Raw genomic sequence first — 22,711 nt, 5'->3', positions numbered from 1 at the left:
GTCAGTCGTGCCGGCGGCCGGGGGCGAGGACGGCAACACTGGCGTCGTCGCGCTGGGGACGTGCGGCGCTGCCGGCGTCCCGCAGGACGACCGCGGCCACCACGGCCGGGTCCTGGTCGAGGAGCCGGGGGTCGTGCGGGGGCACCCAACGGTTCGGGAGCCCGTCGCTGTGCAGGACGAGCAGGCTGTCCGGCTGCCACGCGGCCTCGCGCAGGGGCACCTCGGCGGGGAAGTGGGCTCCGACGACGCCCTGGTGGGAACCGAGGGGCCGCCATTCACCGTCGGTGCGGATCCTGGCGCCGAGGTCGCCGACGCCGGCGAAGGAGAAGCGGGCCGTGTCCTCGTCGAGTTGCGCCACTCCTACGGCCGCGCCCCGGGTGTCCCGCAGCGCGGTGTGCAGGAGCCGCAGGATCTCGGCAGGCGGCAGGTCCGCGGTCCGGTGCAGCGTCTCGACGGCGGCGGTGGACGCCTCGGCCGCGTCCACGCCGTGGCCGCGCCCGTTCGCGAGCATCAGCGTGATCCGGGGGCCGGAACGCGCCCAGGCGAAGGCGTCTCCGGAGTGCTCGGCATGGGCGAGTGAGGTGGTGATTCCCCCGGCCCGAGCGCCCGGACGCGAGCCGCCCGGCGGCGGACCGGCTGCGGCGGGCGTCGCCGAGGGGCCGATGCGGGCCACCGCCACGGTGCCCCGGCCCGGCCGGCTGTGGAGGTCGAAGTCGCCGGATATGCGCAGACAGGTGCCCAGGCCCGCACCGAGGGAGGACGCGACGGTCGTGGAGCCGTCCCGCAGGGCCACGCGGACGTCGCCGATGCCCGGCCCGTGGTCGAGCGAGGTGATCTGTACGCGGGGCACGGCCGCCGCGAGGGTGTCGGCGGGGCCTGCCGGGTGGATGACGATGCGGCCGCCGCCGGCGTGCTTGACGAGGTTGGTCGCCAGCTCGGTGGCCACCAGCGCCGCGACCGCCGTGGCACGGATGTCCATCCCGATGCGGGCGCAGGCGGCTTCCGCCGCGACGCGGACGTCCCGCACCCGTGTGCTGTCGTGGACCGGGATGTCCCAGACCCGGCTCATGGCGCCCCCGTGCGGGCCGAGGGGAAGCCGGCGACCCAGTCGGTGAGGGTGACGGTGGTGCCCTGGCCGGGACGGCTTTCGAGCGTGAACTCCTGGACGAGTCGCTTGGCGCCGCTCAGGCCCAGCCCCAGGCCGCCGCCGGAGGTGTAGCCGTCGGTCATGGCCAGCTCGACGTCACGGATGCCGGGGCCGGTGTCGATGAAGGACAGCCGCAGCCCGCGAGCGGCGCCGTCCTCGAGCTGTGTCATCTCCACGTGCCCTCCGCCGCCGTGCACCAGGGTGTTCCGGGCCAGTTCGCTGGCCGCGGTCACCAGCTTCGTCTGCTGCACCAGGCCGAAGCCGAGGCCCGCCGCGGTCTGGCGCACCTGCTGTCGTACCCAGCCCAGATCCACGTCCGAGCCGATGGGCAGACGGGTGGTCGGAACGAGTGGGGCGTGCATCACGCACCCTCTTCCGGGTGAGCGGGCAGGGCCGACGACGGGGCTCGGTCCAGCAGGGTCAGTGCCGCGTCCACGTCCAGGGCCGTCACCAGTCCGGGCAGGGTGAGGCCCAGCTCGACGAGGGTGATGGCCACGGCGGGACGCATGCCGGCCAGCACGGTACGGGTGGCCAGCAGGCTCGCGCTCGCCGCGATCTCGGCCAGGACGCGGCCGAGGAAGGAGTCGACGAAGTCCACGCCGGAGATGTCGATCACGACGCCGCCCACCGGTGCCGGGCCGGAGGCGATACGACGGGCGACGTCGTGCTGGAGTTGTTCGGCCGCCCCGTCGTGCAGTTCTCCCTGGAGGGTGACCAGCAGGACGTCTCCCAGTGCGAGCACCGGCACGGGCACGGGGTGGGCGGCGAACAGGTCGGTCACCGCGGACTCGCTCCCGCGACCGGGCGCGGCGAGACGACGATGCCCTGCCGGCCGAGCGCGTAGGCCAGGGCGTCGGCCAGGCCGGCTCGCGTGACGATGGAGCCGAGGTCGATGCCGAGGTGGACGATGGTCTGCGCGATGGCGGGCCGGATTCCGGAGACGATGCACTCCGCGCCCATCAGACGGGCCGCGGCGACCGTCTTCATCAGGTGCTGGGCGACGAGCGAGTCGACGGTCGGTACGCCGGTGATGTCGAGGATGGCGTACCGGGACCGCTCGGCCACGATCGCTTCCAGCAGGTTCTCCATGACGACTTGGCTGCGGGCGCTGTCCAGCGTGCCGATCAGCGGCACGGCGACGATGCCCTCCCACAGCTTGATGACCGGGGTGGCCACCTCCAGCAGCTGCTCGCGCTGCCGCGCGATCAGTTCCTCGCCCGCGCTCACCGTCGTCTGCATGACCACCAGGCGGAGCGTGCCCATCAGGACCGTCAGCGCAAGCAGGCACGCGTGCGCCCGCTCGCCGGCCGGCTCCTCGTGCTCGGCCCGCAGCAGCGCCGCGACCGGTTCGCGCAGACCCGCGACCTCGTCGGCGATGTGCGACGGGGCGATTCCGGCCCGGCTCCGGGAGGCGGACATCCGGCCGAGCTGGTCTCGCACGGCACCGAACCCGGGAGCCCCGACGTCCTCCAGCCGCCCGGTGCGGGCCACGTCTGCCAGGGCGTCCACCACGGCCTTGCACGCTTCGACCGCCTCGTCCCTCGAGATGGTGAAGACCGCCCGGAACAGGGGGGCGTCCGCCCACCGCTGGGCGATCTGCTCACGGCGCGTTTCGAGAAAGCGGGTCAGATCCTGCGCAACTCGGGGGGCCGTGTCGTGCTCCGCCACATGCATCGTCTCCCTGTGTGCCTCGTGGCCGACCGGACGGTGGACCATGAGGCAATTATTGCCAGATGACAAACGTGAGCGCGACGGACTGAGGCGAACAACACGCGATCGTCACAACCCGGCGCACCCGGCCGTCAGTCGCCCGACGACCTCCCGTGCCAGTCCAGGCACACGACCAGGGCGTCGTCCTCCGGTACGGCCTCGCCGCGGTGACCGGTCAGCTCCCGCAGGATCGCGCGGGGCACCTCGGCGGCGGGCAGCAACCTGGTCGAGTGGACGGCCCGGGCGAGGGCCGCTTCCCCGTACGCCTCTCCCTTGGGGGACGCCACGGCGTGAACGCCGTCACTGACGAAGACGAGCCGGTCACCGGGCTCGACGTCGAAGTCCTGCACCACGTAGTCGGTCTCCTCGAACATGCCCAGCGGCAGCTGGGCGTCGAAGGAGACGCGCTCCACGGTGCCGCCCCGCAGCCGCCACAGCTCCGGCGAGCCCGCGTCCACGACGCTCGCCCGGCCGGCGGCCAGATCGAAGTCGAACATGAGGACGGACAGGTAGCAGCGCCCCTGGTAGTGGGCGTAGACGGCCTGGTCGGCCAGGGCGGCCTGATCGGCGATGGAGATGCCGGCGCGCCGGGCGTTGCGCAGGGCGTTGATGGCCAGGTTCGTCAGCATGGACGCCTCCATGCCCTCACCCATGCCGTTGGTCACGTACAGCATCAGGTGGTCGGCCGTGGCGGACCAGTCGAAGTTGTCGCCGAAGATGGCGTAGGCCGGCTCCAGCTGAGCCGCCAGTTCGTACTCGGGGCGGGAGCACGAGCGGCCGGGCAGCAGCTGCCACTGCATCTCCGCGGCCAGGGTCAGCCGGTCCTTGCGGCGCGCCTGCACGTACAGGTCCGTGTCGCGCTCCGCCACCATCAGCTCGTGCCCCAGCACATCGGCGATCTCGGCGAGTTCGGACTCGCACCGCCGCGCGGCGTCGGCCTCGGCCAGGGTGACGGACAGCACGCCGAGCCGGTCGCCGCGCACGCTGACCGGCAGATGCAGGCGTGCCCGCCCGTCCCGGGTCTCCTCGCAGTACGGCCTCTGCGAGCCGAAGGCCCGGCCTGCCGGGCTGTTGTGCACCGACACCGGCTCCATGGTGTGCGGCAGCACGGAGACCGGCTGAAGCACGGTCAGTCCGTAATCGGCCATGAAGAGCTCGACGTCCTCCGCGCCGTACTGGTCGATCAGTACGGCACGGATGGCGTCGAGCAACTCGTGGGGAGCCGCTCTGCGCAGAGCGCGTTCAGCGACCACAAATCTGTTCATGATGGGAGATACACCTGTCTTTCGCCGAATAGCGGACGCGCTCCGCTCGCGGAGCCACGTCGGGCGCCCCGAGTCATAGGTGACCAGCGCGTGCGCCTAGTACGCTGGCAGGCACCCCAGTGCCTGCGAGAGTGTGACCGTGACTGCCTTCCGCCGCCGCCCTGAGCCCGACGAGGTCGCTCGTGTGACCACCACGGCCGTTGAGCTGCTGGAGGTCGTGTGGGGCCGGGCTTCCACGGCGCCCACCTCCGCGTCCCAGCTGCGCGTGCTGCATATCCTCGAGCACCACGACGGCATCAACCTGCGCACCCTGGCCGAGTCCCTGGCCTCCACGCCACCGTCCACCAGCCGACTGTGCGACCGGCTGCACGCCGCCGGATTCGTCGAGCGGGTGACGAGTCCCGAGGACAGGCGCGAGGTGCGGCTGCACCTCAGCAGCCGGGGCCGCGCGTTCCTCGCCGACCTGCGCGCGCGCAGGGAGAGGGAGTTGCGGAGGGTGCTGGCGGACATGCCCGCCGGCAAGCGGGTCGCCCTGCTGGAGGGGCTGGAGGCGTTCTGCGCCGCAGCGGCGGCACAGACGCACGACGACGTCCCGGACTCCGGCAGCCGGACCGCCTGAACCACCGTTCGCGGCACCGGAGTCACTGCCGCCCTCGGGCAATCGTGACCAGCACACGGAGCGCTCTCCGTCCACCGGAGCATTCCTGGTCCTTCCCCGCAGTCCGACACGGCTACTTTGTTGCCTCACGGCCATTGTTGTCAAACGGCAACAATGCTGCTCGGCAGCCCTTTCCGTGGCTCGGTTACCCCCTGAAGCGCATCTTCTGCACCGGTTGTGCGGAGATCTCGAAAATGAGCCAACCCTTCACCCCCGGGCGTGTTCGCGACCGCGCCGGGCACTAGCGGCGAAAGCCGACGGCACCACTGGGACGGTCGGCCATCGTGAGCAGAGAGAGGAACACGCATGCGGAGCAGGGGGATGAAGGCGGGCGCGATCGCGACAGCCGTCGTCATGGGGAGCGTCGCCCTGACGGGTTGCGGCGACGAGGGCGAACCGGCGGCCGGCGGGTCCACCGCCTCGACGAGCGCGAACAGCTCCGCCGGAGCCCGGCAGCAGGACACCACGGCCGTGCGCAACGCCTACGACAGGACGGCCGAGGCCGAGACGGCGAAATTGACCATCAAGGTGAAGGCCGACGCGAACGGCAAGTCGGTCACCGCCGACGGGCAGGGCGCGCTCGACCTGGCCGAGGGCGACAGCACCATGACCATCACCGCCGAGGGCCAGAGCATCGAGCAGCGCGTGATCGACCAGGTCCTCTACCAGAAGGCACCCGGCCAGAAGGCCGCAGGCGGCAAGCCATGGATGAAGATCGACCTGAAGCGGGTGGCAGGTCAGCAGGGCGCGAACCCGCAACAGATCGGTGACCCCGCCCAGTCCGCCGCCTATGCCAAGGCGATCACCGACAAGGACGTCTCCGAGGTCGGCACCGAGAAGATCGACGGCGTCGACACCACTCACTACAAGGTCTCGATCGACGTCGCGAAGCTTCCCGGCGGCGACCGGCTCGGCAAGCAGATCGGCCCGACGCTGCCCATGCAGATCTGGCTCGACGACGAGGGCCGCATCCGCCGCCAGCAGATCGACATGGCACTCGAGGCCCCGGCTTCCGCCCGGCCGGAGAACAGTGCATCGCCCCAACAGGTCAAGGTCAGCACGCTGATGGAGTTCTCCGACTTCGGCACGGAGGTCGACGCCGAGGCCCCGCCGGCAAGCCAGGTGACCGATGTGACGGGCCAGGTGGCGCAGGGCGGCGGGACACGGAACTGAGCGCTCGGCGATGCCGGGGCCGGCTGCTCGGGACTCTGTTCAGCCGGTCCGCTCCGCCAGCGCCTTGATGCCGTGCAGCGTCTCCTCGATCCCGGCACGGAGCTCTTCCAGGCGGAGGGCGATGATCTCTTCCTTCCGGTCCGGGCGGTGTTCGACGGCGAGCGTGACGCCGCTGCGCCCCGGTCCGAGGACCGCCGTCTGGCACAGCCGGGTGCCGTCGCCGTCGGCGTCGAGTTCGTAGCACCAGGAGGCCAGCGCCTGCGCGGGGTCACGGGCCGGCTTCCCGAAGCGGCCGTCCTCGTCCAGGACGGCCCAGGCGAACACGCGGTGCTCGTCCAGCGTCACGACCTGGGAGACGGTGCGCCACTCACCCAGCAGACGGTGACTGTTGTGTCCCTCGAAGCGCGCGCCGACCGCGGGACGCAGCGCGCCGTCGAGCCAGGCCACCCGCTGGAGCTCCGGGCTGAGCCGGGCCGGCAGGTGGATGTCGGTCACCAGGTTCCACACGCGCGGCACGCTCGCCCCGATCCGCACGTCGCACCGCACCTCTGGAAGCTCCGCGAAGTCCATGTCGTCCCCTCCGTCTCCGCCGGGCACCGCCCCGCGAGCCGGCGCCCGCGGCAGCCCGCGCTCGCAGGCTAGCCGAGGCCGCTCTCCGTGGGACCGGTGGCCAGAGGTAGGGGGTGCGGATTAAGCTTCCGGCGCCCCCGGCAGCACAGGAACGGCCGCGGAAGATGCAGGTGGAGGACCGATGCCGGAGCAGGCTTCAGCACCCGGGCGCATGCCCACGACCGAACGGCCGGAGGGCGCCGGTCCGGCCGCCGTCCAGCGTCTGCGGCGCCGTCTGGAGCGACTCATCGGCGTGGCTGCCACCGAGGGGAACGAACTGACCGCGCTGCGCAACGGCGACGAGATCTTCCCGGCCATGCTGGAGACGATCCGGTCGGCGCAGCACACGGTTGACATGATGACGTTCGTGTACTGGCGGGGCAGCATCGCCCACGACTTCGCCGCCGCCCTCGCGGAGCGGGCCCGCGCCGGGGTGCGGGTGCGGCTGCTGCTGGACGGGTTCGGCGCCAAGGAGATCGAGCGGGAACTGCTCGACAGCATGGACGCGGCCGGTGTGCAGGTGGCCTGGTTCCGCAGACCGCTGTGGCTGTCGCCGTTCAAGCAGAACCACCGCTGCCACCGCAAGGCGCTGGTGGTCGACGAGCACACGGCGTTCACCGGCGGGGTCGGCATCGCCCAGGAGTGGTGCGGCGACGCCCGCACCCCCGACGAGTGGCGCGACACCCACGTCAAGGTGCGGGGCCCGGCCGTGGACGGCATAGCCGCGGCGTTCGCCCAGAACTGGGCCGAATGCCACGACGACCTCTACGACGACCGAGACCGGTTCACCGAGCACACGCAGCCCGGCACGTCCGTGGTCCAGGTGGTACGCGGCTCGGCCAGTTTCGGCTGGCAGGACATGCAGACCCTGATCCGGGTCATGCTCACCTCCGCCGAGCACCGTTTCCGCCTGGCCACCGCCTACTTCGCCCCCGACACCTACTTCATCGACCTGCTGTGCGCCACCGCACGGCGCGGGGTGACGGTGGAGATCCTCCTGCCCGGCCCGCACACCGACCAGCGGGCCTGCCAACTGGCCGGCCAGTACCACTACGCACGGCTTCTCGACGCGGGCGTGTCGATCCGCCAGTACCAGCCGACCATGATGCACGCCAAGATCATCACGGTGGACGGGGTGGCCTCGCTGATCGGTTCCACCAACTTCAACCGGCGCTCCATGGACCACGACGAGGAGGTCATGCTCGCCGTGCTCGACGAGGAGTTCACCGCCGGCCTGGACCGGGACTTCGACGCCGACCTCGAGCGCAGCGTCGCCATCGACCGGGCTCGCTGGAAGCGCCGCGCCGGTCTGCAGCGGGTGCGGGAAGCCGCGGTCCTGCCCGTCCGGCGGTTCCTGTAGACGCCCGGGCGCGGCTTGTCCGTGCCCGGGCCACCGCACTACGTTGCCGGCGTGGATCTCTTCTCACGCTCCTGGACGGCGCTGCGCGCCGCCGTCGCCGGACTCCCGGACGAGGACTTCGCGAAGCCGTCCGGATGTGCCGGCTGGCTCGTGCGGGACCTCGTGTGCCATCTGGTCATCGACGCGCAGGACGTCCTGATCACGCTCGTCACCCCGGCCGGGACCGAACCGACCGTCGACGCGGTGTCCTACTGGAAGCTCGGTGACCGGCCGCCGACCGGTGAGGACCCCCTCGACGCGCTGATCGTCCGGCTGGCCGCCGCGTACGAGGACCCGCGACTGCTCGCGTTCCACCTCGACGACGTCGGTTCCGCCGCGGGCCGGGCCGCCGAACTCGCCGACCGCGGCGCCCGGGTGAGCACCCAGGGCGAGGTCCTCACCGCCGGTGACTATCTCACCGCGTACGTCCTGGAGTGGACCCTGCACCACCTCGACCTGGTCACGCACCTCCCGGACGTGGCGGGGCCGCCGGCGGAGGCCCTGGCCCACTCCCGCGCGGCACTGGAGAAGATCGCCGGCGCCGAGTTCCCGGCGTCGTTCACCGACACGGACGCGCTGCTGGTGGGCACCGGCCGCCGGGCGGCGACCGGCACGGAGGAGGCCGCGCTCGGCGGGCTCGCCGCGCGACTGCCGTTCGTGCTCGGCTGACGCCGACGGGGCCCGGGGCGACGGGACGGAGTTGACCCTCGACCTGGTCGAGGGCCCAGGGTCACGGGCGTGGAGAGCGAGATGCGCAGTATCGGGGAGACGGCCCGCGACAGCGGCCTGGGCGTGAGCGCCCTGCGGTTCTACGACCGTGCCGGTGTGCTGGTCCCCGCCCGGGTGGACCCGGTGTCCGGCTACCGCTGGTACGCGCCGGAACAGGTGGAGGAGGCCCGGGTGCTGGCCCGGCTGCGGCGCACCGGGATGCCGCTAGCCGACATCCGGCTGGTGCTGGCCGGCTGGTCCGGCCCGGACCCCGACCTGGTGCGGACCCTCCTCCGGGCGCATCTGCGCCGCCTCGAACAGGGGCTGTCCGACGCCCGCGACGAGTTCTCCACGCTCCGCGTCCTGCTCGACCACAGGGAGAACCCCATGACGTCGCTCCGCGCCGGCACCGTCCGGCTTTCCGTCCCCGCGCCCGAGCTGGCCGCCGCGCTGGACGCGGTCCGTTTCGCGGCCGGCACCGACCCCGAACTGCCGGTGCTCGGCGGCGTGCTGTTCGACCTGGAGGACGGCGCGCTGCGCGTCGTGGCCACCGACCGGTACCGGCTCGCCGTGGCGCGCGTCGGTGCCGCCGGGCACGACGGGCCGCGCGTGCGGACCGTCGTGCCCGCCCCGCTCGCCGACGCGATGCGGGCACTGCTGACCTGCGGGGGACCCGTCGGGCTCACGGTGGACGGTGACCGCGTGACGCTCGACAGCGGGGACCGGCAGACGGCCGGTCAGTGCCTCGCGCACGACTTCCCCGACTACCGCCGCCTCGTCCGACTGCCGTCCGGGCGCCGGACCGTCGTCGACGTGCCGGCGTTCCGGCGGGCGTTGGAGACCGGTCCCGTCCGCCCGGACGAGGCCGGCGGGCAGGACCGCGCTCCGGCCGGCCTCAGCGTGCTGCGCGTCGCGGACGACGGCACGGTGGCCGTCTGCGAGGACGGCGACGACGCCCCGGACCGCGTGGCCGTGAACCGCGCGTTCCTGCTGCACGCGCTCGACGCCGGCGCCCGGGACCGGCTGATCCTGGAGTTCGGCGCTCCCACCGCGCCCCTCGCGATCCGCCGTACCGACGACGCGGACACGTTCTCGCTGCTGATGCCGGTCCGCCTGGAGAACTGACCTGCGAACGGCGTTGTCAGTGGCCTGTCCTAGAGTTCCCAGCACTTGATCACAGCGGTGCGGGGAGGCACGTATGGGGTGGGTGACGGCCGGGGACTACGAGGTCGCCCTGGACGACGGGAAGGTGGTGTGCCGCAACGCGGCCGGACGACGGCTGAAGTCGGTGCCCGCCAAGCTCGCGGACGATCCGGCCGTGGTCGGGCTCCGGCAGCTCGCCGAGTGGCTGGAGCGGCACGAACGCCAGTGCCTGACCGACGTGGAGCGGTGGATGGTGCGGTCGCTGCCCGTGCCCCTCGACGTCCTCACCCGGGTGTGGCCCGACCCCGCCTGGCGGTCCGCCCTGCGCGACCTCGTGGTCACCGGGGCGGACGGCGAGGTCGCCGGGTTCCTGCGGGACGCCGACCCCGAGCGCGGGCTCGGCCTCGTCGACCTCGACGGAGACACCGTGCGCATCGCCCCCGCACTCGTCCGCCTTCCGCACCCGGTTCTCCTCGACGACCTGGAGGAGCTGCGGGAGTTCGCCGTCGAACTCGGCGTCGAGCAGCGGGCCCAGCAGCTCTTCCGCGAGGTCTGGCACCGGCCCGCCGGCCTCGACGCGGAGGCCACCTCCGTCGAGGAGTACGCGGGCGGCACGTTCAGGGAACTGCGTTTCCTGCACGGCCGGGTCACCCAGCTCGGCTACCGCGTGCGCGGCGGATACGCCGTCTGCTCCGTGCGCGAGGAGGGCCACGGTGTCGAGGCCCGGGTCTGGGTCGGCGACTACGAGGGCTACGAGGAGACGGAGACCGGTCCCCTGATGTGGACCGACGCCGGCGGGCAGGTGCTGAAGCTCGGCCGGATCGGTCCCGTGGCCTGGTCGGAAGGCATGCGCATGGCCGCGGCGCTGTACGCCGGGCGCGACATCGAGGACGAGGAGCGGGCGGCATGAACGGCACCCACGGGACCAACACCGCAGGCGGGCCCCGGTCCGCCGCCCCGGGCTCCGGCGCGAGCGCGTACGACGACGCGACGGCCGCCGCCCTGCTGGAAGCGGGCGCGATCCTGCCGTCGGGGAGCACCGGCCGCGAGGACGCCGACACCCTCACCGTCCGCACCTACGCGCACCCCGCCCTCGACGACCGCAGCGTCGTCCGCCTCGTGCCGGGCACCCTCGGCGACGCCGAGGACCTCGCGCTGGACTTCCTGGGACTGGCCCGGGAGGCGGAGACGCCCGAGGTCGGCCAGGTGCGGCGGGAGACCCTCGGTTTCCCCGCGTGGGCCCTGGTCAACGACCCGGCGAACGGGCATCACGCCCTGGCCCTCGTCAAGGACGTCGAGCGGCTCGCCCGGCAGGCCAAGTCCCGTCCGGGCACCGCCAAGGAGGGCTTCGAGGAGCTCGGCGAACGGCTCGGCCGGGCCGTGCCGCACTTCCTGCCCACCTTCTACGAGCAGGCCGCCCGCATCTTCCTCCAGCACGACAACACCACTTACGCCGCCGCCTTCTTCGGCAAGGCCCGCGACGCCGAGCGGGTGCACGCGCTCGCCGTCGACGAGGAGCGGCAGCGGGCCGTCTTCCTGGAGTTCGCCTTCGCCGGGGCCCTGACGGTCAAGGCGCTCAAGCAGCACGTGAAGGACCTCGCCGCGCGGCTCGACGGCGCTCACGCGTGGGACCAGTTCCGGCAGTTGACCGTGGAGCGCTGCGCGGCGGGCATGCCGCCGTACGCGTCGCTGCCGCAGGACGCGCGCACCCTCATCAAGGCCGCCGGCCTGCCCCGGGTCGAGGCCGAGTGCGCCCTCGTCGCCGACCTGATCGCCTCGCCCGCCGCCGTGCGGGCGCCCGCCTCCTTCTGGACCGCCTACCGGGCGACTCTGACCGTCCTCGCCGAACAGCGGCCGGGCGTAAGGGCGCGGCTGCTGGAGATCATGCCGGCCGGGCTGGACCGCACGACCAAGGCCGACGAGTTCTGGCTGGACCTGCTGACCGAGTGCGGCGCCGACCGGCTGCTCACCGGGGAGGGCGGCGGTGACGAGGCGGACGGCGTCGCCGAGGGCGTGGACGCGGCCGACTGGCTGAGCCGGTGGGCCGCCCACCGCAAGCACGGCGGCACGGTCGGCGACCGCTCGCCGGCCACCCTGGACCTCGTCGCCCGGATGGCGCCACGGCTGCGCGCCGACGGGCGGCCGGTCGACCTGATCACCGGCCGCCGGCACGCGGGCGCCGACGTCGACCTGCTCGACCTGTGCGCCGCCGAGGACATCCCCCTGGCCCTCCCGGACCCCGGCACCGAGGTCCATCTGCGGCTGAACGAGTGGGTGCTGTCCGACCGGCCCGGACGGCGCGACCTGGCCGCGGTCGCGGCGGACCCGCGGCTGCGTCCGCTGCTGCTGCGCGCCGTCGGCTCGGTGGGCGGCGACCGCAACGGGTCCCGGGCGCTGGAACACCTCGCCGGACACCCCGTGCTCGGCGACGTGCTGCGCGAGTGGCTGGACGGCGCGGTCGGTGAACTCACCGGCGCGACGGGTCTGCCCGGAGCCCGTGCGGCGCTGAACCGGCTGAGCCCCTTCCGTTCCGTGGCCCCGCGCGTCAATCCCGAGGCCGTCGCCCGGGTCGCCGGGTACGCGACGGCTCCCCTGCTCGGGCGCACCCTGCGGGCCGGCGTCCTGGACGAGCTGGGCTGGCCCGCGCTCGACGAGGCGCTGCGGCTGCTCGACGCCGAGACGCGCAAGGACCGCGACAACACGCTGATCGTGAACGAGGCCTGGCCCTGCCTGATCCTGAGCCGCGGGAGCAAGGTGCTCGTCGTGGGTCCGGAGGGCATCGTGCTCGAACACGAGCTGCGCCTGCCGGTCGCTCTGGGCCGCTGGGAGCGCCCGCAGTTCCGCTACACCGACGGCGAGCTGCTGGTGGTGTGGTGGCACGAGGGCAAGCAGCACGGCTACTGGTCGGCACGGCCTGCCGAGGTGCTCACGCTCACCGGTGAGCAGGTGGTCCACGGGTGGCACGGCGACAGCACCGGCGCTCCGTCGGTCCCGCTGCCCGCCGGCGGCCGGGTCACCGGCGGTCGCACCCTGCACGCCGGTGACACCGTCCTGCCCGCCGGCCGGCCCGTCCTCGGGGACGGCACGCTGTTCTGGCGTCAGGGCAGGCAGGGACGGCAGCGGGTGTGGCTGGAGTACGACCCGGAGACCGGCACCCACGGACGCGCCTCCCTGCCGGCCTTCCTGCGCTCCGGCATCCGGGACGACGCGACGCTGCTGCAGGACCAGTGCGAGACGCTGCCTCTGCAACCAGGCCTGGAGACAAGCCCGTTCGGCACCGACGGAACCGTCGTCGGCCGGTGGGTGCGGTCCGAGGACGACGCCGAGGAGCTGCGCACGACCACCGGTACGCCCGACGGGCGCACCGTCACGCTGCACACGTCACGGCGCGCCACGCGCGCCGTTCCGCTCGGCGCGCTGCGGCTGCCCGGCGGCGCCGAGCCGGTCGTGGCCCGGGCGCACCGACGGATCTCCCTGTTCGCCCAGGACGACCCCACCGCGAGCGGTGAGCTCGGCCATGTCACGCCGAACGAGCGGGGCGGGACGTTCGCCGCGGGCACGCCGTTCGTGCCGCCGGTCGCGTTCTGGCACGCGCTGCGTCCCCGGGACGAGGCCGCGTCGGCCGTACTGCGGTCCCTCACCGACGAGCGGGCGGCCGAGGTGCTGCGGGAGGCGGCACGGGCACTGGCCGAACGCGACGCCCAGGTGGCCGCGGCCGCTCGCTCCGGCGGAGCGCCGAACGGCCCCGCCGGGACGGCCGGTGGCTCGGCCGGCGCCCAGGGCCCCGGTGGCCCGGGAGGCACCGGTACGGCGGTGGACGCCGACGGCAGGCCCGTCGTGCCGAGTGCCGACGACGTCGTGCGCCGGGCCGTGTCCCGCTCGCTGCCCGAGCTCACCGACCAGGCGATGCTGACCGGCGTGGCCGGCCTGGTGCGGACGACGCTCCAGGTCGCCGGCCAGGCCACCACGTTCGCGACACCGATCGTGGAGAAGCCGAAGCCGGACCGCCGGCTGCTCGAGGGCATGTTCGCGGACTACCGCCCCGAGCACGGCACCGACGAGATCCTGCGTGAGGCCACCTCCGGCCTGACCCGGCTGTGGGGAGGGTACGGCGGCAGGGACCAGTGGCACACGCTCCGGCAGATCCGCGCGGTGAACCACGTGCTGTCGGGGAAGCCCGCCGACGGCCGGAAGCTGCCCGACCACGCCCGCCTCGCCGCCCTCGGCGACGGGTGGCACGGCGAGGAGCACACGGTCCCCGGTATCGGCCTGGTCTGGCCGCCGCTGCTGGCCGTGCTGCGTCCGCTCGCCTACCGCGCCGCCACTCCGGCCCTGCCCGCCGCCGAACGCGAAGCCCTGCTGCTGCTGCTCGAGGCACTCGCCGAAGGGCTCCTCACCGCACCCGGGAACGCCCTGCGCGAGGTCGTGCTGAGCGAGCCGCGCGACAACCTGCAGCGCATCGGTCAGGTGATGCGCCGCGACGGCCGTACCGTCGTCGTGCTCGGCTGCCAGAGCACCGACTACGCCCGCGACCGTGTCCACTGGCTCGCCCTCGACCACGACCCGACGGGCCGGTTCGGGGCCGTCGCCCACTTCGTTCTGGAGCGGGAGACCCGGTACATCCCGGCGCTGACGGCCGACGAGCTCACCGCCGTCGCCCGGCTGGTCCGGGAGAAGGACGCCGCGCCCTGGCAGGCCGAGGCGCCTGCCGCGCTCGCCGAGGCGACACACGGGGCCCTCGGCCCCCTCCAGGCCGCGGTGCTGCTCGCGGGACATCCGGCGGACGTCAGCGCCGACGCGCTGGCCGTGACCGGCCTGAAGCCGCGTCGGTTCGACGCGGGCAAAGGCATGCTGCACTCGCTCACCCATGAGGACCGGGCGGCGCTCATCGGCGCCCTGCTGCCCGAGAACCCGGCCGACCTGTGGACGTCCGGGCCCGACACCCGGGCGGCGGGCCGGGTGTGGGCCGAGCGCCTCGGCTCCCTGGTCCGCGTGCCCGAGGACGTGGCCGCCTGCCTCGACGGGCTGCCGACCGCGTACGCCGAGGCCGTTCTCAACCCGGCCCGCACCGCGTGGCTCTGCCGTACGACCGTGCAGCGGCCGGACAAGGACGGCCGGCTGGTCGCGGAGGATCCCGCCGCGCTGCCCGGAAACCACGACCTGACCGGCGCGGTCGCCGCCCTCACCTCCCTGGCCTACGCCCTGCCCCACGGCCATCACCTGCGTGCGGTACTGCCGGACGGCCTGGCCGCGCTGCGGCGCCGCCTCGCCGACCCCGCGCTGCTGCTCGACGTCAACGTCGGGTGGACCGAGAAGGGCGGGTACACCGCCGGCGAGCTGCGCAAGGCGTACGGACTGTCCGCCTCCGGCGGCGCCGACGAGGACGGCACGACCTGGGTCGGGGAGGCGCTCGCGCTGCGCCCCTGGCACGGCGACGCGGAGATGGTCCTGATCCGCCCGGCCGGTCTCACCGGTCCGGACGACGCCGTCTTCGGACTGCTCGAAGGACTCGTGGGCCCCACGCGCGGAACGGGCCTGCGGGCGCTGCGGACCCTCCTCGGCGACGAGCCGGCCCGGGCCGTCGCCGCCGGCCGGGACCCCGAGGGCCCCGTCGGCTACGCCCAGGACCCCGCGGTCGGCGCGCCGGACCTCGTCGCCGAGGTCGCCGCGACCCACGGCCTGGGCGAGGACGCGGCGGCGCTCTACCTTCAGCTGCTCGCCCTGCCCGATCCGACGGACCGCAACGTGGCCCGCTGGACCGGCTGGAAGCCCGCTCGTCTGAAGAAGGCCCGCGCCGAACTCGCCGCCACGGACCTGGTGGTGGAGGCCAAGCGGTCCCGTGCCGGGCGCTCGCTGTTCCTGCCCTGCGGCTGGCTCGACCTCAAGGCCCCCGCACTGCCGGTGGAGACGTGGAAGGAGGGTCTCTACCCGGTGCGCGGAGGGATGCGGGCCGTGCCGCTGCTGCCGGTGCCCGAGCTGTTCGCCCGGGCGTGGGCCCGGGTCCGCGCCGGCGACGCGCCCGCCTACGAGGAACTCGTCACCCGGCCCGCGCGCAAGGGCCGCCGCCGATGACCACCGTCCCCAGCTCAACGGAAGACCCCTCGATGACCACCACCCTGTCCCCCGACACCGTCCGCCAGATCGTGCCGCCCGAGGACCGGTACGCCACCGAACTGGCCTTCCTCGCCGCGTACGACGCGGACCCGCGCCCGCCCGCCTGGCGGCTCACGCCCCGGGCCGTCGTCACCTTCGTCATGGGCAGCGACGGCCGGGCGCTGCGTCTGCCCGACGACGCCGAGGCGCCCGAGGGCGTGCCGCGCCGGCTGGAGGTGGAGGGCAAGTTCGTCGGCGACCGGGCGCTGGTCGAGCGGTGTGTCGTGACCCTCGCCGGGGAGCGCGGCCTGCTGCTGGTGGGCGAGCCGGGCACCGCCAAGTCCATGCTGTCCGAGCTGCTGTCCGCCGCCGTGTGCGGCACCAGCGGCCTGGTCGTGCAGGGCACGGCGGGCACGACCGAGGACCAGCTGAAGTACGGCTGGAACTACTCGCTGCTGCTGGCCCAGGGACCCAGCCGGCAGGCGCTCGTGCCCTCACCCGTCCTGACCGCGATGCGCCGCGGCGGCATCGCCCGGGTGGAGGAGGTCACCCGCTGTCTGCCGGAGGTGCAGGACTCCCTGGTCTCCCTGCTGTCCGAGCGGCGCATCGCCGTGCCCGAGCTGGCGGGCACCGACGACGCCCTGGCACACGCGGCACCGGGGTTCAACCTCATCGCCACCGCCAATCTGCGCGACAAGGGCGTCTCCGAGATGTCCGCCGCGCTCAAGCGCCGCTTCAACTTCGAGACGGTCGGCCCCATCCCCGACCTCGACGCGGAGACGGCGCTGGTCCGCAGCCAGGCACGGGCCTCGGTGGAACGGGCGGGGGCACCCTTCCGGGTCGACGACGCCGTACTGGAGGCGCTGGTCACCGCGTTCCGTGACCTGCGCGAGGGACGGTCGGCGGAGGGCTGGGAGGTCGAGCGGCCGTCCACCGTGATGAGCACCGCGGAAGCCGTGTCCGTCGCGGGTGCGCTCGGACTGGCCGCGGCCTACTTCCCCGGCGACCGCGACGTGCTGGGGCTGCTGCCCGGGCACCTCCTCGGCGTCGTGCGCAAGGACGATCCCGCCGACGCGGCCCGGCTGCGGGGCTACTGGGACGGTCCGGTGCGGCGCCGCGCGGAGCAGGGTTCGGCCACCTGGCGCACCCTGTGGGACCTGCGCACGGTCCTGGAGGCCTGACAGCCGTGTCCCTCTCCCCGCTCTCCTGCCCCGCACCGTCCCTGTCGCCCGGCGAGGCGGCCGACGCGCTCACGGATCCTGCGGCGCCGTATCTCATCGGCGTACGGCATCACGCGCCGTCCCTGGCCGCGGCCGTGCCCGCGCTGCTGGACGCGGCCGCTCCGGACGTCCTGCTGGTCGAGCTCCCCGCGGAGATGCAGGAGTGGCTGCCCTGGCTCGGCCACGAGGAGACCCGGGCGCCGGTCGCGCTGGCCGCGGCGCCCACCGAGGGGGGCGGGGGCCCGGCGTTCTATCCCTTCGCCGACTTCTCCCCCGAACTCGCCGCCGTGCGCTGGGCGGCCCGGCACGGGGTCCCGGTCGTCGCCTGCGACCTGCCGCTGGCCGACCGGGCGTGGAGCGGTGACAGGGGCCCCTCGCCGGAGTCCGGCCGGCGCGGTCTCACCCGCGCCCTGCGGGCCCGGCTGACCGGCCGCCCCGGCGAGGACCTCTGGGACCGTCTCGTGGAGGCGACGGCTCCCGGCTCGGAACCCGAGGCACTGCGGCGCGCCGCGCTGCTGACCGGATGGGCGCTGCGCGAGGAGGCGGCGGCCTCGGGCGGCGTGCCCGAGCTGGACCTGCGCCGCGAACGGTGGATGCGGGACCGGCTGGCCGCCGCCACCGCGCACGGCGAGCGGGCCGCTGTGGTCGTCGGCGCCTTCCACGCCCCGGCGCTGGCGTTCCCCGCCGGGGAGGGGGAAGGGGAGGCCGACGCGGACGCCGCCGGGACCGGGACCGGGCGCCCGGTGTGGACGACCTCGCTCATCCCGTACACCTACGCGCTCCTGGACGAGCGGTCGGGCTATCCCGCCGGCATCCGGGACCCGGAGTGGCAGCACCTGGTCCTGGGTGCGGCGGGCGATCCGGCCGCTCTGGAGGAGGCGCTGACCGGGACGGCCGTACGGGTGTGTGCGCGACTGCGCGCGCTGGGGCATCCGTCGGGGCCCGCCGACGCACGTGAGATCACCCGGTTCGCCTCGGACCTCGCACGGCTGCGGGGGCTGCCGGCGGCGGGCCGGGGAGAGCTGGTCGAGGCCGTGCAGACGGTGCTCGCGCAGGGTGAGCCGTACGGCAGGGGGCGGGCCGTCGCGCGGGCGATGGAACAGGTGCTCGTCGGGACGCGCGCCGGCCGTCCCGCCCCGGGCGCACCGCGCAGCGGTCTCGCCCCGGCGGTGGAGGCGGAGCTGTCGGCCCTCGGGCTGCCGGGTCCCGCGACCGACGGGCCCGGCGGCGCGAAGGCCCGGAATCTGCGCCTCGATCCTCAGCGCTCCGACCTCGACCGCCGGCGCGACCTGCTGCTGCGCCGGCTGACGGTGTGCGGGGTGCCGTACGCGGAGCCGCGGGAGGTCGTCGGCGCGGGAGGCGCCGAGGCGCTGACCACCCGGTGGGAGGTGCGCTGGACACCGGCGACCGAGGCGATGCTGTCCGCGGCCGGCGTCCGCGGTGTCACACCCGCCCAGGCCGCCGAAGGGGTGCTGCGGGAACGGTGGCGGGCGGAGCGGGACGAGGGCGGGCCCACGCCCGCGCAGACGCTGGAGGGACTGCGACAGGCGGCTGAGTGCGGTCTGCCCCAGCTGACGGACGCACGGCTCACGGAGGCCGCCGAGGTGCTGTCCGGTGCCGCGGCACTGTCCGAACTCCTGACCGGGCTGAGCCTGCTGGACCGGCTGCGGGCGGGGCACTTCGCCGGGCTCGGCACCGACGAGGACCGTACCGCCCGGGCCGCCGCCGTCGCCGAGCTGCTCACCGCGGCGGCGGTGCGTCAGGTGGACGGCCTGGCCGGCGCGGAGGACCCGGCGGACGCCCACGCCCTGCTGGAGCTCGCCCACCGGGCGGACCTCCTCGGCGGCGTCCGGCTGACCGACGCCCTGGCCCGGCTGGCCGAGGACGGCTCGCCCCTGATGCGCGGTGCCGCCGGAGCCGTCCGGGTGCTTCTCGGGCACGAGGACCCGTGGGTGCTCGGCGAGCGCGTCGCCGCGTGGGTCGACACGGCGAACGACCCCGCGTCCCGGGCCGCGCTCACCGCACGGCTGACCGGGCTGCTGACCGCCGCCGGCCCGTTGCTGGAGTCGGCGGCCCCGGCGCTGGAGCCGCTCCTGAACCGGGTGTCCGAACTGCCCGACCGGGACTTCCTCGACCGCCTGCCCGCTCTGCGCGGCGGCTTCGACGCCCTCAGCCCGGCGGCCCGCGACCGGCTTCTCTCGACCGTCGAGGAGCAGTTGGCGGTCGGTCACCTGGGCGACACGGGCACCGTGGATCCCGTCGCCCTCGCCCGGTGGACCGGCGCGGACCTCGCGACCCGGGCCACCCTCGGCGCCCTCGGTCTGCTGCCTCCGCCTCCGGCCGGCGAGGCCGGCACACCCGGGCCCGCCGCCCCGCACGGGGAGGCGCCGCCCGTCGCCGCCGAGGAGCGCCGGCCGGCCCCCGCCGACCGCTGGCGGCTCGTGCTGGGCCGCCGGACCGACCGGCTGCCCCCGTCGGCGGCCGCACTGGCCACGGCGCTGGACGAGCTGTACGGCAGCGGACGGGGCGAGGGCAGCCGGGGCGACCTGAGCGGTCCCGGCCGGGGCGGCGGCCGGGAGGCTCCCTACCCCGGTGCGCGGGAGTGGTCGCAGGACCTGGCGGCGCTGTTCGGCCCGGGCATCCGCGAGGAGGTCCTGGCGGCCGCCGCCTCGGGCCGGCCGGACGTACTCGCCGAGCTCCACCCGGACAGCGCGCGGCCCTCCGTCGACCTGCTGCGGACCGTGCTCCGGCACGCGGGCGGCCTGCCCGAGTCCCGCCTGGCCGCGCTCCGGCCACTCGTCCGGAGTCTGGTCGACGCGCTGACCCGGCAGCTGGCCACCCGGCTGCGTCCCGCGCTGCACGGTGCGGTCCTGCCCCGCCCGAGCCGCCGGCCGGGCGGCGGCCTGGACCTGGCCCGCACGCTGCGGGCCAACCTGGCCTCCGCGCGCCGCGGTCCGGACGGCACCGTCCGGGTCGTCCCCGAGCGCCCCGTGTTCCGCACCCGTGCCCGGCGCGCCGCCGACTGGCGGCTGATCCTGGTGACCGACGTGTCGGGGTCCATGGAGGCGTCCACGGTCTGGTCCGCTCTGACGGCTTCGGTGCTGGCGGGGGTGCCCACCCTGTCCACACACTTCCTGGCGTTCTCCACGAAGGTCATCGATCTCACGGACCACGTCGACGACCCGCTGTCCCTGCTGCTCGAGGTCAGCGTGGGCGGCGGCACCCACATCGCGGCGGGCCTGCGGCACGCCCGCGAGCTCGTCACCGTGCCGTCCCGCACCCTCGTCGTGGTCGTCAGCGACTTCGAGGAGGGCTATCCGGTGGGCGGCCTGCTCGCCGAAGTCCGTGCCCTGGTCGGGGCCGGTTGCCACGTCCTGGGCTGCGCGAGCCTCGACGACGCGGGGCGGCCCCGGTACTCCACCGGCGTCGCGGGCCAACTCGTCGCGGCGGGCATGCCGGTCGCCGCCCTCAGTCCGCTCGAACTCGCCCGCTGGGTAGGGGAGAAGATCGCATGAACCCGCACCTCCCGCCGGTCGACCCGGCGGTGACCGCCCAGCTCGTAGCGGCGCTGACCCCGCGACTGCGCAAGCGGCTGGACGCGGGCGTCACCAAGGTGGCGGGACGGCCGGCGGTGCGCGAGGGCGACGTGGTGCGCATCGCCGTGGACGACGACACCGACCTCGAACTGCACGCCCCCGGCGGCGTGGTGAGCAGCGCGGACGCGATCCGCTGCGGTTGCCTGCTCGCGCCCGACTGCCTGCACCGCGCCGCCGCGGCCTCGGCCGCACCGATCGCCGACCCGGCCCAGCCACCGGCCGCCGACGCGCCGGAACCACCGGCCACGGACCCGACCCGTCCACCGGCCGCAGACCCGACCGACCCACCGACCACGGACCGGACCCCACCACCAGCCACCGCCCCGACAGGCCCACCGGCCACCGCCCCGGCGCAGCCACCGGCAGCAACCTCGGTACCGCCCACGGTCACCAGCCCACCGCAGCGGCCGGACGGCGACCCTGCAGCCCCCTCGGACACCAACCCTCCGTCGGCACCCGCCCCGGCCCCGGACACGGCCACCCCCGAGCAGCGCGCCGCCGCGGCGGACCTGTGGGAGGCCGCCGCCGCGGTGCTGGAGGCCGGTACGGACGGCGCCGGTGCCGTGGTCCAGGCGGAGATGCTGCGCGCGGCGCACACGGCGCGGCTCGCGGGGCTGCCCCGGGCGGCGGGCCGCGCGGTCTCCGTCGTCACGGCGTTGCGGGCCGCCCGGGGCGCCGACGCCGCCTACCGCCTCGCCGACCTCGCCGCCGCGCTCCGCGACGTCCTGCGGCTCGCCCACCGCCTCCCCTGTGCCGGGCGGCGGGAACTCTCCGCGCTGCGCGGCAGCGTGCGGCAGCCGTACGCCCCGAACGGTTCGCTGCGCCTGTACGGGCTGTTCTCCGAGCCCGTGCTCACGGCGACCGGATACGCGGGCGCCGTCACCTGGACCGCCGACGCCACGGGCAGACTCCACACCGTCTCCGACGTCGCGCCGGGCGGCGCGGGCCGGGCCACGGGCGCCGCCGAGCGCGGCGTACGCATCGGCGACACGACCCTGACCCACCGTGAACTGTCGCGCGCCGGCCTCGTGGTGTCCGGCGCGACCGTCTCCCCGACGGGCCGCCTGGGCGCGGGGGCGGGCGTCCGGGCGGTCCGCGCGTCCGGTGCCGGGTGGCACGCCGAGCCGCTCGACCGCCTGTGGGCGGTTCCGGTGGCCGAGCAGGTCTCCCGTGCCTTGACGACCGACCAGGACCTGCTGTTCCTCGACGTCACGCTCACCGGCACGGTACGCGAGGCGGCGGGCGAGTGCCTGACCGCCGACTGCGCCGGACTGACGGTGCGTCTGGCCGCCGCCCATGACGATCCCGCGCTGCCCCACCGCGACAACCTCCGCCTCCTGGCGTCCGCCCGGGGGTCCCGCCTGCGGGTCGTCGCCCGTCTCACGCCGGCCCCGTTCCCCCGCGCACTGCTCCTGGCCGTCAGCCACCCCACCGACCCCGACGCCCGGGTCGACCTGGGCCTGGACCGGCTCCGCCGCGCGGATGTGCCGGCGCACGCCCCGCCGGCCGCCGCGTCCGCGCCCGACACAGACGAGGCCCCGGTGCATCTGCTGCGCCGCCGGGTCCACCAGGCCGCCTCCGGTGGGCGCCGGGTGCTGGCGTTCCCCGGCGGCCGGGACGCCGACGGCCCGCGCCTGCGCCGGCACGGCCTGGTCACCGCGGGCGATCTCCTCGACGAGCTGCACGCCGCCGCCGCGGACCGCGCCCGGGACCCGTTCGGCCGGCTCCTCCCGGCGGACACCGGCCGCTTCGCCCGCGCCTGGCTCGCCGCCGCGGTCTACACGGAGGAACTCGACCGCGCGCTGTGCGCCGCCGCGTGGGGGGTGGACCCCGGCCGGCGTGGCACGGCCTGACCTGGCCTTTCGAGATTCGTTCGACAACACCGGTGCGCACAGTCTTGTCAGGGACATGGGTGACTTCTACAGTCCTCACCACACCGGTAAGTGGGAGCGCTCCCACCAGTGGGGAGTTGGGAGCGCTCCCGCACCGG

At 74.8% G+C, this 22,711-nt stretch carries 16 protein-coding genes; 10 read left to right on the top strand and 6 right to left on the bottom strand.

Annotated elements, in window-relative coordinates; translation table 11 throughout:
• Position 1: 1 nt before the first annotated feature.
• From IEZ05_RS18570 to IEZ05_RS18550, 5 genes are all read right to left on the bottom strand, one after another.
• Positions 2-1,069, bottom strand: a complete 1,068-nt coding sequence (locus IEZ05_RS18570; protein ID WP_189231255.1) for a SpoIIE family protein phosphatase — start codon at positions 1,067-1,069, stop codon at positions 2-4.
• A complete protein-coding gene (locus tag IEZ05_RS18565; RefSeq protein WP_189231254.1) occupies positions 1,066-1,509 on the bottom strand; it encodes an anti-sigma regulatory factor in 444 nt (147 codons plus the stop codon). The genes IEZ05_RS18570 and IEZ05_RS18565 overlap by 4 nt, the downstream gene beginning before the upstream one ends.
• Entirely contained in the window at positions 1,509-1,928 is a 420-nt protein-coding gene (locus tag IEZ05_RS18560) for an STAS domain-containing protein (RefSeq protein WP_189231253.1), read from the bottom strand. The genes IEZ05_RS18565 and IEZ05_RS18560 overlap by 1 nt, the downstream gene beginning before the upstream one ends.
• A complete protein-coding gene (locus IEZ05_RS18555) occupies positions 1,925-2,821 on the bottom strand; it encodes an STAS domain-containing protein (RefSeq protein WP_189231445.1) in 897 nt (298 codons plus the stop codon). Before IEZ05_RS18555 ends, IEZ05_RS18560 begins: the two co-directional genes overlap by 4 nt.
• A gap of 128 nt (positions 2,822-2,949) precedes the next feature.
• On the bottom strand, positions 2,950-4,122 hold the full coding sequence (locus IEZ05_RS18550; protein WP_189231252.1) for a PP2C family protein-serine/threonine phosphatase: 1,173 nt from the start codon (positions 4,120-4,122) through the stop codon (positions 2,950-2,952).
• Between the two features lie 184 nt (positions 4,123-4,306).
• On the opposite strand from IEZ05_RS18550, the gene IEZ05_RS18545 reads away from it, so the two are divergent.
• The gene (locus tag IEZ05_RS18545; protein ID WP_189231251.1) at positions 4,307-4,741 is read left to right on the top strand and encodes a MarR family transcriptional regulator; all 435 of its coding nucleotides are present in this window, start codon (positions 4,307-4,309) and stop codon (positions 4,739-4,741) included.
• Positions 4,742-5,086: 345 nt separating this feature from the next.
• A complete protein-coding gene (locus IEZ05_RS18540) occupies positions 5,087-5,953 on the top strand; it encodes a LolA-like protein (protein WP_189231250.1) in 867 nt (288 codons plus the stop codon).
• Positions 5,954-5,992: 39 nt separating this feature from the next.
• On the opposite strand, the gene IEZ05_RS18535 is transcribed toward IEZ05_RS18540, so the two are convergent.
• On the bottom strand, positions 5,993-6,523 hold the full coding sequence (locus IEZ05_RS18535) for an SRPBCC family protein (RefSeq protein ID WP_189231249.1): 531 nt from the start codon (positions 6,521-6,523) through the stop codon (positions 5,993-5,995).
• A 211-nt stretch (positions 6,524-6,734) separates the two neighbouring features.
• Here IEZ05_RS18535 and IEZ05_RS18530 point away from each other — a divergent pair, with 211 nt between their 5' ends.
• The 8 genes from IEZ05_RS18530 to IEZ05_RS18495 all read left to right on the top strand — a co-directional run bounded on the left by IEZ05_RS18530 (position 6,735) and on the right by IEZ05_RS18495 (position 22,574).
• A complete protein-coding gene (locus tag IEZ05_RS18530; RefSeq protein ID WP_189231248.1) occupies positions 6,735-7,922 on the top strand; it encodes a phospholipase D-like domain-containing protein in 1,188 nt (395 codons plus the stop codon).
• 51 nt (positions 7,923-7,973) lie between these two features.
• Positions 7,974-8,630: a maleylpyruvate isomerase N-terminal domain-containing protein gene (locus tag IEZ05_RS18525; protein ID WP_189231247.1), complete on the top strand. Its 657-nt coding sequence runs from the start codon at positions 7,974-7,976 to the stop codon at positions 8,628-8,630.
• A gap of 81 nt (positions 8,631-8,711) precedes the next feature.
• A complete protein-coding gene (locus IEZ05_RS18520) occupies positions 8,712-9,794 on the top strand; it encodes a DNA polymerase III subunit beta family protein (protein WP_189231246.1) in 1,083 nt (360 codons plus the stop codon).
• Between the two features lie 73 nt (positions 9,795-9,867).
• Positions 9,868-10,722 carry a DUF4132 domain-containing protein gene (locus IEZ05_RS18515; protein WP_189231245.1) on the top strand — a complete coding sequence of 285 codons (855 nt, stop codon included), beginning with the start codon at positions 9,868-9,870 and terminating at the stop codon, positions 10,720-10,722.
• Positions 10,719-15,884 carry a hypothetical protein gene (locus tag IEZ05_RS18510; RefSeq protein WP_229869750.1) on the top strand — a complete coding sequence of 1,722 codons (5,166 nt, stop codon included), beginning with the start codon at positions 10,719-10,721 and terminating at the stop codon, positions 15,882-15,884. The genes IEZ05_RS18515 and IEZ05_RS18510 overlap by 4 nt, the downstream gene beginning before the upstream one ends.
• Positions 15,885-15,916: 32 nt before the next feature.
• Positions 15,917-17,086: an ATP-binding protein gene (locus tag IEZ05_RS18505; RefSeq protein ID WP_189231244.1), complete on the top strand. Its 1,170-nt coding sequence runs from the start codon at positions 15,917-15,919 to the stop codon at positions 17,084-17,086.
• Between the two features lie 5 nt (positions 17,087-17,091).
• Positions 17,092-20,640, top strand: a complete 3,549-nt coding sequence (locus IEZ05_RS18500) for a vWA domain-containing protein (RefSeq protein WP_189231243.1) — start codon at positions 17,092-17,094, stop codon at positions 20,638-20,640.
• A complete protein-coding gene (locus IEZ05_RS18495; protein ID WP_189231242.1) occupies positions 20,637-22,574 on the top strand; it encodes a hypothetical protein in 1,938 nt (645 codons plus the stop codon). The genes IEZ05_RS18500 and IEZ05_RS18495 overlap by 4 nt, the downstream gene beginning before the upstream one ends.
• Positions 22,575-22,711: the final 137 nt, after the last annotated feature.

This window comes from Streptomyces flaveolus (genome assembly GCF_014648815.1).
Lineage (GTDB): Bacteria > Actinomycetota > Actinomycetes > Streptomycetales > Streptomycetaceae > Streptomyces > Streptomyces flaveolus.
The sequence above is the reverse complement of the archived record's forward strand: the minus strand, read 5'-3'. Positions and strand labels throughout refer to the sequence as shown.